The sequence below is a fragment of the Maribacter spongiicola genome, assembly GCF_052119685.1.
Taxonomy (GTDB): Bacteria; Bacteroidota; Bacteroidia; order Flavobacteriales; family Flavobacteriaceae; genus Maribacter; species Maribacter spongiicola_A.
In genome coordinates, this window is record NZ_JBGQOO010000001.1 from 696028 (window position 1) to 710475 (window position 14448).

Genomic DNA, 14448 nt, shown 5'->3' on the forward strand with positions numbered 1-14448 from the left:
ATAAACAGTTAACAATTATGCTTGTTTTTTAATCCTTGTAGATTTAAGTATAGCAAACATTATTTTAGAAAGTTCATCAGCGTTTTCAATTAGCCCATTCGCAATTGACAATTCAATATATTCTGAATCCTTTAAAAGGTTTAACCAATATTTAGTCTCTAAACTTTCTTTATAAGCAATTGAAATCTTAGCAGAAAAATCTGCTTTTGATATCGCGCCATTAGCTTCTGCTATATTCGCACCTATAGAAGTTCCTGCTCTTAAAAGTTGTTTAGATAGAACATATTCCCTTTTATTCTTAGTTAGTTCTTGATAAAGAGTAACAATCTGCAAAGCAAAATCATAAGATTTACTCAAAAGAGGATTTTCACTATTCATTGCAAATTAATTATTGTTTACCGTTAATTGATTATTGGTCATTGTTAAGGTTTCTTAACTCTTTTCTCATTCTGCTTTACAAATGCATCCCAGCCAGAATAATTTTTACCAACCTCTATTTTACCTTCATTATAAAAATGACATACAGCGGCGGCTAAACCATCTGTACTATCTAGATTTTTGGGTAGTGTTTTTAGACCTAATAGGCTCTGTAACATTTTTGCAACCTGCTCTTTACTGGCATTTCCGTTTCCGGTGACTGCCATTTTAATTTTTTTGGGTAAATATTCTGTAATAGGTATTTGACGCGATAGTCCCGCAGCCATGGCAACCCCTTGTGCTCTGCCTAGTTTGAGCATCGATTGTACGTTCTTACCGAAGAAAGGCGCTTCAATAGCAATCTCGTCTGGGTGATAGGTATCGATCAGTTCTATGGTACGCTCAAAAATAATTTTTAATTTGGTGTAAGGGTCGCTGTATTTTTGAAGAAGCAATTCGTTCATTTGAAGAAATTCCATCTTTTTACCCACCACTTTTATGAGTCCGAAACCCATAATAGTCGTACCTGGGTCAATACCCAATATTATTTTCTCGTTCGCCAAAATGCTTAGTTTGTATTTAATTGAACCGGAATTCGATATTTGGTATTCACCGGAATTCCTCTTTTTAAAGCGGGTGCAAGTTTAGGAAGATTCTTTAAGCTTTGCGTAATAACGCCATCAAATTCTGGCATTTGATTTAAAACAAATGCGTTCTTTTCAATAGTTGCAACATTGATTCTACCCAAGGTGTCTATCACAAAAATGACATCAACCGTTTCACTTTCCTTATCGGTCAAGGTAAATTCAAAATCATTTAATGTTTCTTGAAAATGGGAGATTAAGGTTTCTTCAAAGCAAATTTTCTGCTGTTCTTTGGTAACAGCTTCATCGCAGGTATAGAAAAACGGATAAGAATCGACACTGTTCCAATCGATATGGCGTAATTCTTCATCAATAAGCTCTTGCGTTCTTTTTTGTTTTGAGTTAAAGAACGAACATGAACTTATCAGCAGCATCAAAAGAAAATAGATAACTCGTTTCATTACACCTGTTCTACCGGTGAAATTACGATTTTTTTAAGGAGTTTATTCTTTGCTAAAATGGATTTCCTCCTTTAATTCTGAGATTCGTTTTCTTACAGTTTCGTAATAGAATGGATGCTCGTTCGGATAACGCTTTAAGAAATTCTCATAATAGTTTAATTTCTTCTGCAGGTCAGTGCTAAATTGATCATAAGTAGTCGCTAAATTATAGTAAACACGCGCATCAGAATTATCTTCTAGGTGCGCCCTTTCGAAGAATTTAAATGCTGTTTTAAAATCTTTTTGCTCACGGGCGATATATGTGGCTATAGCCATTTACGAAAATGGATTTTTGAACGGCCATTGCCTTGTTAATGAAAATTTTCGCGCTATCTAATTTGCTTTCTTTTTGATAAACACTGGCTAGGTCAAAATAGGTTTGTGAATTGGTATCATCTCTTTTCAATAAAATAGTATAAGCTTCTTTAGCTTTTTTGAACTCCCAATTCTTGTTATACGAGATTCCCAATTTTTCATATACGTAATCTTTATCCTCCCCAAGTTCTAAAACTCGTTCGAATAACGGAATCGCCTTCTCGAATTGAGAATCATTAAATAGCACCAATGCATGCAAATTTATGAGGGACACATCATTCTCATAAAAATTCAATCCCATTAAAATATACTTCAAAGCGTTATCGCGTTCTCGTTTTATGGTGTAATATTTAGCGAGCTGAAACAAGCTTCTAAGATGCGTACTGTCTAGGCTAATTGCTTTTTTGTATTGCCCTAAACTTTCTTCTAATAAGTTCAAGTTTCTATTGGCTTCGCCTAAATAAAACTGAAATTCAGGGTTGTCTGTATTGATTTCTGTTAAATTAGTAAACACAGATTTAGCTTCTTCAAATCGGTTCATTTTTAATAATAATTTACCTGATTCTAATTGAGCAAGCTGATTAGTACCATCTTCATCAACCACATATTGGTATTGTTTAATCGCTTTCTCATAATTACCAATAGCGTTGTAACTTCTTGCAATTTGAAGTGCAGAAGAAAGTCCGCCAACTTTAGAATACTCATTTATCGCTTTTGAATAATTACCAATGGTGTATAAACTGTCTGCGACCGAAGAAGCCGAGGTTTGCGCCTCGGCTTTAATCTGTAATAATAGCACTGTTAAAATAAAAAATAGTTTCAATTATTCTTTTTTAATTTTAATTTCGATTACACCGTTTTCACCCTCTTTACCATATTTTTCTATCGCTTTTTTATCTTTAAGAATAAAAATACTTTCAATAGTATTTGGGTCTATAGCTTCCATTTCTAGTTTAGTAATTTTTCTATCATCAACATAATATAATGGATCAATCTCACTTTCATTTGAAATTTCTGAAACCATGTTTGCTGTATTATCATCCTGTAATTTAAACTGAATAGGAATAGAAAAAGGAACATTCACTACTTTGCCCAATTGTTTACCTGGTGTCATTTTTGGTAATTTTTTAATGATACGTTCTACCTCGTCTTCTAACAATTTATCTGGACCGCGCATTTTAATATTTTCAATTGTGCCTTCTTGGGTTATCAAAAACATTGAATTTACCCTACCCTCTATATTAGCATCTTGAGCAGCCTGCGGATAATTAAAATGTTTACTAATATGCTTTTGTATTTTTTCCTTAAAGCAAGCTCGTTTATCCTCAGAATTTTCACAGCCAGGGAAAATCGGCACCTCTTCTACTACAGCGAAAGCAACATTAATATCGTCTAAATTTTTAAATTCTTCCTCGCTTACAATCTTAACACTTCGGGACTCAATGCTTCCTCTTAAATCTTTAATATCTGTCTTTATTAAAAATGAATTTGTTCCATCAGCAAGTATAATATTCGTTAAATGATCAGGTTCATTTTCTAAACTAACTAACAATTCATTAAATTTTTGTAATTCATTTGAACTAAGTGCCGTTGTATTACTTACTTTATATTCTATAAAATCTGGTGGGTAAACCCCTAAACTGTTGTCATAAAAAGTAATATCCTTTCCAAATGTTTTAACCGATGATTTTAAATTATTATCTATTAATTGGTATGCTTTTCTTTGACTTACAAAACTATTAAACCCATCAGTAGAAGGTGGCTGTGTCGTTGCTAATTTTATAGTTTCATCTGGGTTCTCTTTAACATAATCCTTAAATACTTTCTCCAACATTTCATCTTGTAAAACTTTATATAGAAAAAAATCATGTTTGGTAATCTCTTGATTAATATCATTGTATTTTTCCGATAAACCAGAAGTATATAAATAATTCACATCCAAATTATCCTCTTTAATTTTATTCTTTATTTCTGCAATTAAAAGCTCATCATCAATTGTAGATTTATGATTATTAGAAGTACCCTTATACATTTCACAAGAACTATATAACAACATCCCTAACACCATAGGCACTAATAGTAAATACTTCAACTGCCAGACTTTTTTTGATTTTGATTTTTGTAACATGATTATTCGTTTTTTGATTAATGATTGTGTGAAAAATTGATTGATGAATGATATATGTTCTGTTTGAAATACTTGAGCTAATAACTGCTCATAATGATCTGATTTGTGCTCTTTTGATACCTGAGCATCAGCAATAAATTCATGTAATTCTGAAATACGATTTTGATACACGTACACTAACGGATTAAACCAGCCTACAATTCGCATAAACTCAAAGAATAACAAGTCGTACGTATGCCTTTGTTTTATATGTACCAATTCATGGGCGATTATGGTATCATGTTTCATCTTCAATACTTTATCTCCAATGAAAATGGATTTAAAGAATGAAAAAGCAATATTGCTATTTGCTATAACAATCTGGGTAAACAAAGGGTAAGAAATCTTCTCCCCACTTTTTCTCAAAAGATATAATTGTCTAATTTTTAAACCAAATAACAATAATGCCACTAGCATTCCCCCATAAAAAATTCCTTCTTGCCAGGTTAAATTAAATCTCGTTGATTCTTCAACTTGCACCACAGCTGCTTCGTTTTGTAATCCCCATAAATACTCAGGATACCGTGCAAATGTTTGTGGCACTTGCTGCTTAAAAGCTTCTATTTTTACCCATGGTAAAATCAAAGACAAAACATATGTTCCGATCAAATACACTCTGTTCCATTGAAAAAAGGTTTCCTTCTTTAGAAAAAAGTCATAAATAACCAAGAAAAGAAGCTGAAAGGCGATGCACTCCAAAATATATTGTATCATGGTTTTTCCTTTTTAATTTCATTCAATACCGACTCCAATTCAGAAAGGCTCATATCATTTTTCTTCATAAAAAACGACACCATGCTTTTAAATGAACCTTGAAAATAACCATCTACCAGTTTATTTATAGACTGATTACTGTAATCTGATTTCATTACTAAGGGGAAATACAAATACCCTTTCCCTAACTGTTCATGATCCACAAAACCCTTGCTCTCCAAAATCCGAACAATTGTAGAAACGGTATTATATGCTGGTTTCGGTTCAGGTAATTTTTCAATGATCGATGCTACATTACATTTCTGTAATTCCCATAACACAATCATCACTTCTTCCTCTGCTTTTGTCAACTGTATCATTCAACTAATCTTTTAGTTTGATGTTCAAATATAACTAAATATTTAGTTTAAACTAATTTTATAGTTGAAAAAGTTATGTTTGATTGATGTCTATGTAACAAATGCAACCTATATTAGTCTTATAGGCAATAGTTAAATTTTACAATGGATATATTTTTATTAGTTCTAGGATTCATTTTAATGCTCGTAGGCATTTTAGGAAGCTTCTTACCAGTGTTACCCGGACCACCAATTAGTTGGGTAGGTTTACTTTTGTTGTACTCTACCAGTGCAATTACTATGAATTGGACGTTCTTGGGCATTACCCTTGCCATTGCTTTAATAGTCTTTGGATTAGATTACGTAATACCCGCTATAGGAACCAAAAAATTTGGAGGCACAAAAGCAGGAGTTATCGGCACCACTGTAGGATTGTTGGTTGCGCTAATATTCCCAATTCTCGGACCATTCGGAATTATTATATGGCCTTTTGTGGGTGCTTTAGTAGGAGAATTACTGAATAAAGCGGACAAAAAAACCGCTACGAAAGCGGCTTTTGGTTCTTTTTTAGGATTTTTAACGGGTACTTTTTTAAAATTTATGGTAGCCATAGTTTTTCTAGGCTTATTCATTTCAAAAGCTTGGGAGCATAGTAATGCCTTATTTCCTTACTTTAATTAAACTTACTCGGTTATCCATTCTGTTTTAGATGCAATTGGCTCTCGTTTACCTTCGGTTAATTCGCCATCAAAATTGCCCATGTAGAAAAAACCAAGGCATTTTTCGCCTTCGGCTAAACTTAAAAACTCATCCATGTACTTTATAAGTCCCGGTGAAGACCAATAAGATCCAATACCCATTTCGGTGCATTGCAACCACATGTTCTGCACTGCCATGGCTACTGCGGCTACTTCTTCCCATTCTGGTAGAGATTCTTTAGGGTCTCTTTGCATGCAAATTGCAATAATTGCACTTGCCATTTGCGGATTCTCTTGAAGTTTTTTAACCTTCATAGCCTTTGGCTTTGGGTCCAATTCCTCATACTTCTTAGATAGGAAAATGCCCAATCTTTTTTTTAGCATCACCTTGTATTACCTTAAAACGCCATGGTTCTGTACACTTGTGGTTTGGTGCCCAATTACCTGCTGCCAATATTTTTTCAATATCCTCTTTTACAATAGGGCTATCATTGTATTGTACCGGAAACACTGAACGTCTCTTCTTTAAAATATCAAATATCATTTGTTTTCTTTTTCTCTATTCATGTAAAATTAAACCTTAACCATCTAAAATGGTGTTAGATAATTATTAAAATAATCTATTATAAATAACTGTTCTTTTCATCTAAAAGTAGCTCCATGCAGTTCTTTAAAACAGGATTTGTATGTTCTTTTTTCCAAATAACAGATAATTCTGCGCGCTGAGGTATATTCTTAAGCTCAATAAATTTCACCCGCATTTGAAATCCGTTTTGCAAAGATGTAGGTACAATGGCTATTCCCATATGGTTCTCAACCAATTTAAAGATAGTATGGGCATGAACAGATTTGTGTGAGACTTTAGGTGCAAAACCGGCATCTTGACATATACTCAAAATAGTTTCATAGTACAGCGGACTATAAGCCTGACTGAATAAAATAAATTCTTCATTCGCAAATCGCTCCATTCCGTCAAACTCTCTCGTTAACATCGGGTATCTTTCTGGTAACACTAAAGAAAAGGTATCAGTCAAAACAGTTTTCATTTCTAGGGTACTTGGCACTCTAGAAACACGCACAAAACCCATATCTAACTGATCATTTAATACCGCATCTACTTGAGCAAAATTAGATAGCTCCTCTAAAGACGTTTTCACCTTCGGGTATTTTTCTTTTATCCCCAATAATAGTTTAGGTATTACTTGTTGCATAGCCGAGCCTAAAAATCCGATTCGTAATTCTCCACTATTACCATCACCTACCAATTTCAACTGCCGTTCTACCTGCTCCATATGGTTAAAAATAAATTCAACCTCTTTCTTTAGGTAATGCCCGGCAGGGGTTAACGCCACTTTTTTCTTATTACGTTCAAAGAGTTGGGTTTCTAGAATATCTTCCATCTGCTTTATCTGCCTGCTGAGTCCCGGTTGCGAAATAAACAACTTTTCTGCAGCCTTTCTAAAGTGTAATTCTTGCGCTACCGCTAGAAAATAGGTAAGATGACGTAATTCTATTTGATTACTCATAGTTATGAATTGATGATAAAATTGATATTACCAGGTATTAAAAATAGTCATTAATTTTAATTTAAATATTGAAAGCAGAAAGCTATGAATGTACAGTCTTTTAAATTAGGTGAAGATTGGCTAACCGCAGGTAAGGCCATGCAGATTGTTAATGGTAATTTATCTACTGTGCTGTCTGAAACTACAGAACAAAAAATAACCAAAAGCTGGAAAATTGTGCAGAATATAGTAGACAAGGGCCATCCTGTTTACGGCATTAATACTGGCTTTGGACCATTATGTACGACTAAGATTTCAAAATCGGAAACCAATATTCTACAGACCAACATACTTCAAAGTCATAGTGTAGGTGTTGGTGACCCAATAGCAAAAGACATTGCAAAATTGATGCTAATTCTTAAGGCGCAATCATTGGCAAAAGGTTATTCGGGTATAGCATTAAATACATTAAAACGAATAATTTGGCATATAGATAATAATGCTATTCCCATTGTTCCATCACAAGGATCAGTTGGTGCATCGGGAGATTTGGCTCCGCTTTCCCATTTATTCCTACCGCTTATTGGACTGGGAAAAGTGGAATATAACAACGAAACCATTACAACGAAAACACTTTTTGAACGGACAGGACTAGAACCAATAGCACTTGGTCCAAAAGAAGGACTTGCTCTTATTAACGGAACTCAATTTATAGCTGCACATGCTGTAAAAGTAGTTACCCAATTACATTCAATTTTGGCACAAGCAGATGTTATTGGTGCTATGATGATAGAAGGTTTGCAAGGTTCTGTTAAACCATTTTATAATGAACTGCATGCCCTTCGTCCATTTAAAGGTAACGTACATGTAGCCAAACGAGTTAAAAAATTACTGAAAGGCTCTGAAATTATGGAAGCCCATGTAGATTGCGAAAAAGTACAAGACCCCTACTCTATTCGTTGCATTCCGCAAGTTCATGGCGCATCAAGAACTGCCTGGTTACACCTTAAAGAATTATTAGAAGTTGAATTAAACTCAGTGACGGACAATCCAGTAATCATTGATGAAGAACTGACCATTAGCGGTGGTAATTTTCACGGTCAACCATTGGCAATGGCATTAGATTATGCCTGTTTAGCCGCATCAGAAATCGGTAATATATCAGACCGTCGCATATATTTATCTTTAGAAGGTAATAGTCCCGGTGTACCAAAACTACTCATGAACGATACCGGCATAAATTCCGGATACATGATTTTGCAATATACTACCGCAGCATTGGCAAGTGAAAATAAAGGTCTTTGTTTTCCTTCAAGTGCAGATAGCATTCCTACATCCTTAGGTCAAGAAGATCATGTAAGTATGGGGTCTATTGGTGGTAGAAAAGCGTTACAAGTTATTGGAAATGTTGAGAAGATATTGGCAATTGAATTGTTAACGGCTGCACAGGCTTTTGAGTTCAGAAAACCGTTGAAGTCGGGTATCTATTTAGACGAGGTGCATAATGCCGTTCGCGAGCAAGTGCCTTTCGCCAGTAAAGACCGCGTATTTTCTGATGATATTGAAAAGGGTATTGCTATGATTAAAGATCAGACAATACTAAAAGTTATAGCCCGTGTACAAGCAGAACATAATATATCTTTAAAGACAAAACACTCAGAAGAGTTCGAAAACTACTAGTTGTATGAAAAAGAGAACACTAATAGGTCCGTTTAAACAGCTACTACCCATGACCGGAATAAAACTCAAAGGAGCCATTTCTGACCATGAGCTTGAGATTATTGAAGATGGTGGAATTTTAATTGAAGACCAATTAATTATGGCAGTCGGCAATTTTAAAGCATTAGCGGCTGAGTATCCAGAAGTAAGCACTACGGTTTTAAATGGCAATCATGTTTGCTTACCGGGTTTTATTGATGCCCACACACATATTTGTTTTGGCGGGTCTCGTTCTAAAGATTACGCCATGCGAAACGCAGGAAAATCATATTTAGAAATTGCACATGCCGGTGGCGGAATTTGGGATACGGTTACCCAAACCAGAATATCGAGTTTAGAAGAATTAACGAAAAACACTATAAAAAGAGCCAATCGTCATCTTAAAAATGGAACGACTACCATTGAGGTTAAAAGTGGTTACGGACTAACAGTATCTGAAGAGCTGAAAATGCTACGTGCTATTAAAGGAGCCAATGAGCAAGCATTGCCAGAATTGATTTCTACTTGCCTTGCAGCGCATATGCTACCCAAAGATTTTGAAGGAACAGAGAAGGAGTATTTAAAAATGATTTCTAAGGAGTTGTTCCCCATTCTTAAAGAAGAAAATCTAACACACCGTATTGATGCCTTTATTGAACAAAGTGCTTTTTCTGCGGATGATATACAGGCATATTTTTCAAAAGCCAGTGAAATGAATTTTGACATTACCGTGCATGCAGACCAATTTTCTGCAGGTGGCAGTAAAGTGGCTGTTGAGTTTAATGCAATAAGCGCAGATCATTTAGAAGCAAGTACAGAGAAAGAAATTGCATTACTAGCACATAGCGATACTATTTCTGTTGCATTACCTGGAGCCTCCATTGGTTTAGGGTGCGATTTCACTCCCGCACGTGAATTATTAGATGCAGGTGCGGCACTTGCAATCGCGAGTGACCACAACCCAGGGTCTGCCCCAATGGGCGATTTACTAACCCAAGCCAGTATTCTTGGAACATTTCAAAAACTGACAAATGCAGAGGTCTTGGCAGGAATCACTTTTAGAGCTGCCGCCGCTTTGAAATTAGAGGACCGCGGTAAACTGGAAGCGGGACTTTTAGCTGATCTAGCCGTATTCCACTCAGATAATTACCAAGATATTCTATACAATCAAGGAAATCTAAAACCATGTATGGTTTGGAAAAATGGAGCGTTGGTTTTTGATAGGCATAAATAGTTGTTGGTTGTTGGTTGTTGGTTAAAATAATAATATAAATGTCTGGTCGAGCGCAGTCGAGAACCTGCTGAAATATTCTAGACATAAAAATATAAAGATGGATTTTAAAGCACAGATACAGATTGGAATTCCGACTGAGTTACCGCCCAAAAAAGAGCGTTCTTCGGCAGTAAGTCACGCACCAAACCGAAAGCAAATACTTTCTAAAGAAGAGAAACAATTGGCGATTAGAAATGCGTTGCGTTATTTTCCGACGGACTGGCATGCTGTTTTGGCTCCTGAATTTGCTGAAGAATTACAGACGTATGGCAGAATCTACATGTATCGTTTTCAACCATCTTATGATATGCATGCCCGAGCTATTTCAGCATATCCGGCACAGACTAGTCACGCTGCCGCAATCATGCTCATGATTCAGAATAATCTAGATCCAGCGGTAGCACAACATCCACAAGAACTAATTACCTATGGCGGTAACGGTGCCGTTTTTCAAAATTGGGCGCAATATTTGTTAACCATGCAGTATCTGTCAGAAATGACCAATGAGCAGACTTTACATATCTACTCTGGTCACCCCATGGGGTTATTCCCGTCATCAAAAGAAGCTCCAAGAGTTGTGGTAACGAACGGAATGATGATTCCGAATTACTCCAAACAAGACGATTGGGAAAAGTACAATGCACTTGGTGTTACACAATACGGTCAAATGACTGCGGGTTCTTATATGTACATAGGTCCGCAAGGCATTGTTCATGGTACTGCAATTACGGTAATGAACGCTTTTAGAAAGGTGTTAAATACGGATGAAAATCCCAATGGAAAAATATTCTTAACTGCTGGTTTAGGCGGAATGAGCGGTGCACAACCAAAAGCCGGTAACATAGCCGGATGCATCACAATCTGTGCAGAAGTAAATTCGCTTGCAGCAAAGAAAAGACATGAGCAAGGTTGGGTAGATGAGTTAATTGAAGATTTAGACACTTTAGTTAGTAGAACCAAAGTTGCCAAATCTAAAAATGAAATAGTTTCATTAGCATTCATTGGCAATGTAATCGACGTTTGGGAACGTTTCTTTAAGGAGGACATATTCATTCACCTCGGTTCTGATCAAACCTCTTTGCATAACCCATGGGCAGGTGGTTATTACCCAGCAGGATTGACTTTTGAAGAGTCCAATTTAATGATGAATCAAAATCCTGAGGCATTTAAAACGAAAGTTCAAGAATCGTTACGCAGACATGCCGATGCCATAAATCTTCATACCAAAAAAGGTACCTATTTCTTCGATTATGGAAATGCCTTTTTATTAGAAGCATCAAGAGCAGGTGCCGATGTTATGGCAGAAAATAATATTGATTTTAAATATCCGTCTTACGTGCAAGACATTTTAGGTCCTATGTGTTTTGATTATGGCTTTGGACCATTTCGCTGGGTATGTTCTTCAGGAAAAATAGAAGATTTACAAAAGACAGATGCGATTGCATTACGTGTGTTACAGAAAATTAGAGAAGAAGCGCCAATTGAAATTCAGCAACAGCTATCAGATAATATAAAATGGATAGCTGAAGCCGAACAAAATAAATTGGTCGTTGGCTCAAAAGCTAGAATTTTATATGCCGATGCAGAAGGTAGGGCAAAAATAGCGCTGGCATTTAACGATGCCATCGAAAATGGAGCGTTAAGTGATGCCATTATATTAGGTAGAGACCATCATGATGTAAGCGGCACAGATTCACCTTATCGAGAAACAAGCAATATTTACGACGGCAGTAAATTTACCGCAGACATGGCAATACATAATGTGATTGGCGATAGTTTTAGAGGTGCTACTTGGGTATCTATACATAACGGAGGTGGCGTAGGTTGGGGCGAAGTCACCAATGGCGGATTCGGAATGGTTCTCGATGGATCAAAAGATGCTAAACGAAAGCTAAAAAATATGCTCTTTTATGACGTAAACAACGGAATTGCAAGACGTAGCTGGGCGAGAAATAAAGAAGCAATGTTTGCTTTACAACGAGAAATGGACAGAACAAAAACACTAAAAGTTACCATGCCATCTATAGTAGCAGAAAAACATTTAAAAGATTTATTCTAAAAATGTAAGATTAAGACTACTTTATCGTTTTAATAAAACGACGGATTTAAAATCGTAATATTTATCTGAATTAAATGATATGGCAAATTATAAGTTAGCTAATAAAGATAATTGGAAAGGACGTGTTTCTGACCAACAGCTCTATCTGCACGAAAAAATATCATTTTCTAGTATTAAAGACCCTTTACCTGTTACGAACAATAAGACAATAGCTTTATTGGGCTACAGTAGTGACGAAGGTGTTAGACGAAATTCTGGCAGAGTTGGTGCCGAATTAGGACCAGACGAAATTCGTAAGCAATTAGCGAAAATGCCCAATCATTTAAAAGATAATACCCGATTAATAGATTTTGGAAATTTAGAATGTAAAGATCAAGATTTAGAAGAGCAACAAATCGAATTTACTAAAGCCGTAAGCCATTTAATAAAAAATAGGGCAACACCAATACTAATTGGGGGTAGTCATGATTTGGCATATGCTCACTACAACGGTTTACTAGAACATGTAAAAACTAAAGAAAAAATAGGAATTATTAATTTTGATGCTCATTTTGATTTAAGGGCAAATACGAAAGAAAACAATTCTGGCACACCGTTTTACCAAATTGCCATAGATCATCAAGAAAAAGGTCAGGTCATTAAATATATGGCTTTAGGCATACGAAAAGATGCAAATACAAAGGATTTATTAGAATTTGCCGAGGCGCATCAAGTCAACTACCTTTTTCAGAAGTATTTTAATATGAACTACCTTGAACATGTTCAATTAAGGCTCATTCAATTTCTAGAAGATGTAGATTATGTGTATACTACAATAGACTTAGACGGTTTTTCATCCGCTTTTGCACCAGGTGTAAGTGCCCCTTCGCCCATGGGCTTTTCTCCAGATATTGTATTAGAAAGTCTAAAACTAATCATCGATTCTGGAAAATTAGTAGGATTTGATGTAGTTGAATTAAACCCTAATTATGATATTGATGACCAAACTGCAAAACTAGCTGCCTCGTTGGTTCATTACGTAATTCATAAGCTATAGGGCAAAAACAAAAAAAGCCTCCCTTAATGGAAAGCCTTTCATTGGGTTCTATCGATTAAATTCGATAAACACAATTGTCTCAAATCTCTTTGAGACACAACACAACGTTGTAAAGGTAATAAAGGTTTTTTAATAAAAAAACGGTCTGTTCATTTCTTGTAACAAGTAAAGCCTTTTTAAATATTACTGCGCCTCTTGAGCTTTAAACATCTTATAGATATGTTGTTTTTCTTTTAGCGTAAATTGTTTCTCTTCAAACCAGTCATGAATTCTTATTTTTTCATTTTCTATCTGGGCATTTCTAATTGCTTTTAAAGAAACAATATGCCAATGAGCCCCCTTATTTCTAGAAACCGAATACCCAACATCTTCCATAATGTAAGATTGTTTAGGTCTATTAATAAGCCGTACACCGTTTTTCAAAACCGCAAGAGTTTCGGTAAGTCGAACAACTTCAGAGAAAGAATATCTAGCAAAATCGTTAAATCCGTTCTGCTCTACATTATATAATTTATCGCCAATATTTAGGGTATCCATAGCTTAAAAAAGCTACAAATTTAAAAGGCAAACCGTGTTAATTAAATTTTTAGCGGGTATAGTTATTCACAAAATAAAAGGATAAAAATATTTGCTTTGTATTATTACGCCATACCCTTCATAGTCAACAAAGTGGTTGCCCAAACAATTAAAGAAGATAAAAATATACCAATGGTATTTGCCAAAAAGGCTTTCTTTCTTTCTATCTTAAAAAGGTAACTGGCTATACTACCAGCGTAAACACCAGTACCAGGCACAGGTAACATTACGAAAAATATGAGTCCGTAAAATCCGTATTTTTTAATCTGATCTCCAGAACCTGATTTTGCTCTTCTTGCAACGAACAAAGCATTTTTTTTATAAAAATGCCATCTCAACAAGTACCTATTAACCGTATTTAAAAAAAACATCATAATAGGAAACACCATAACATTGGCTAAAAAACAAACCACAAATACTACGTAAATATTTCCCCCTTGTAGAAGACCATAGGGTATACCCACTTTAGCCTCTCCTAGTGGTGAGATACTCCAAAGTGCAGCAATAAGAATATCTTTCAACAATTCTGTTTTTTTTAAGCGAATGCAAAACTACGTTGATCTCGAAA

General features: G+C 35.3%; 17 protein-coding genes. 5 read left to right on the forward strand and 12 right to left on the reverse strand.

Annotated elements, in window-relative coordinates; genetic code table 11:
* Positions 1–15 precede the first annotated feature (15 nt).
* From ACEN2N_RS02945 to ACEN2N_RS02975, 7 genes are read right to left on the reverse strand one after another with little or no spacing between them, the layout of a single operon-like run.
* On the reverse strand, positions 16–378 hold the full coding sequence (locus ACEN2N_RS02945) for a four helix bundle protein (protein ID WP_441822908.1): 363 nt from the start codon (positions 376–378) through the stop codon (positions 16–18).
* 44 nt (positions 379–422) lie between these two features.
* A complete protein-coding gene (ruvC, locus tag ACEN2N_RS02950; RefSeq protein WP_441822909.1) occupies positions 423–980 on the reverse strand; it encodes a crossover junction endodeoxyribonuclease RuvC in 558 nt (185 codons plus the stop codon).
* A gap of 5 nt (positions 981–985) precedes the next feature.
* Positions 986–1462, reverse strand: coding sequence for a hypothetical protein (locus tag ACEN2N_RS02955; protein ID WP_441822910.1), 477 nt, complete (start codon positions 1460–1462; stop codon positions 986–988).
* A gap of 42 nt (positions 1463–1504) precedes the next feature.
* Positions 1505–1777, reverse strand: a complete 273-nt coding sequence (locus tag ACEN2N_RS02960) for a hypothetical protein (RefSeq protein ID WP_441822911.1) — start codon at positions 1775–1777, stop codon at positions 1505–1507.
* Entirely contained in the window at positions 1749–2639 is an 891-nt protein-coding gene (locus ACEN2N_RS02965; protein WP_441822912.1) for a tetratricopeptide repeat protein, read from the reverse strand. Before ACEN2N_RS02965 ends, ACEN2N_RS02960 begins: the two co-directional genes overlap by 29 nt.
* On the reverse strand, positions 2640–4697 hold the full coding sequence (locus ACEN2N_RS02970) for a TonB family protein (protein WP_441822913.1): 2058 nt from the start codon (positions 4695–4697) through the stop codon (positions 2640–2642).
* Positions 4694–5056: a BlaI/MecI/CopY family transcriptional regulator gene (locus ACEN2N_RS02975; RefSeq protein ID WP_441822914.1), complete on the reverse strand. Its 363-nt coding sequence runs from the start codon at positions 5054–5056 to the stop codon at positions 4694–4696. Before ACEN2N_RS02975 ends, ACEN2N_RS02970 begins: the two co-directional genes overlap by 4 nt.
* Before the next feature lie 144 nt (positions 5057–5200).
* On the opposite strand from ACEN2N_RS02975, the gene ACEN2N_RS02980 reads away from it, so the two are divergent.
* Positions 5201–5716, forward strand: a complete 516-nt coding sequence (locus ACEN2N_RS02980; RefSeq protein ID WP_282049136.1) for a DUF456 domain-containing protein — start codon at positions 5201–5203, stop codon at positions 5714–5716.
* 2 nt (positions 5717–5718) lie between these two features.
* Here ACEN2N_RS02980 and ACEN2N_RS02985 read toward each other — a convergent pair whose 3' ends face one another.
* The 3 genes from ACEN2N_RS02985 to ACEN2N_RS02995 all read right to left on the reverse strand — a co-directional run bounded on the left by ACEN2N_RS02985 (position 5719) and on the right by ACEN2N_RS02995 (position 7259).
* Positions 5719–6048, reverse strand: a complete 330-nt coding sequence (locus ACEN2N_RS02985) for a nitroreductase family protein (protein WP_441822915.1) — start codon at positions 6046–6048, stop codon at positions 5719–5721.
* Positions 6049–6082: 34 nt separating this feature from the next.
* Entirely contained in the window at positions 6083–6277 is a 195-nt protein-coding gene (locus ACEN2N_RS02990; RefSeq protein WP_441822916.1) for a nitroreductase family protein, read from the reverse strand.
* Between the two features lie 79 nt (positions 6278–6356).
* A complete protein-coding gene (locus ACEN2N_RS02995) occupies positions 6357–7259 on the reverse strand; it encodes a LysR family transcriptional regulator (RefSeq protein WP_441822917.1) in 903 nt (300 codons plus the stop codon).
* A gap of 84 nt (positions 7260–7343) precedes the next feature.
* On the opposite strand from ACEN2N_RS02995, the gene hutH reads away from it, so the two are divergent.
* From hutH to hutG, 4 genes are all read left to right on the forward strand, one after another.
* Positions 7344–8918: a histidine ammonia-lyase gene (hutH, locus tag ACEN2N_RS03000; protein WP_441822918.1), complete on the forward strand. Its 1575-nt coding sequence runs from the start codon at positions 7344–7346 to the stop codon at positions 8916–8918.
* A gap of 4 nt (positions 8919–8922) precedes the next feature.
* Positions 8923–10170, forward strand: coding sequence for an imidazolonepropionase (gene hutI / locus ACEN2N_RS03005; RefSeq protein WP_441822919.1), 1248 nt, complete (start codon positions 8923–8925; stop codon positions 10168–10170).
* A 97-nt stretch (positions 10171–10267) separates the two neighbouring features.
* Complete coding sequence (locus ACEN2N_RS03010) at positions 10268–12268, forward strand: urocanate hydratase (protein ID WP_441822920.1); 2001 nt, start codon at positions 10268–10270, stop codon at positions 12266–12268.
* Positions 12269–12347: 79 nt separating this feature from the next.
* A complete protein-coding gene (gene hutG, locus ACEN2N_RS03015) occupies positions 12348–13304 on the forward strand; it encodes a formimidoylglutamase (protein WP_441822921.1) in 957 nt (318 codons plus the stop codon).
* 183 nt (positions 13305–13487) lie between these two features.
* On the opposite strand, the gene ACEN2N_RS03020 is transcribed toward hutG, so the two are convergent.
* Together ACEN2N_RS03020 and ACEN2N_RS03025 are read right to left on the reverse strand one after the other, a co-directional pair.
* Complete coding sequence (locus ACEN2N_RS03020; RefSeq protein WP_441822922.1) at positions 13488–13841, reverse strand: pyruvate kinase; 354 nt, start codon at positions 13839–13841, stop codon at positions 13488–13490.
* A gap of 104 nt (positions 13842–13945) precedes the next feature.
* A complete protein-coding gene (locus tag ACEN2N_RS03025; RefSeq protein WP_423997450.1) occupies positions 13946–14404 on the reverse strand; it encodes a COG2426 family protein in 459 nt (152 codons plus the stop codon).
* Between the last annotated feature and the right edge of the window lie 44 nt (positions 14405–14448).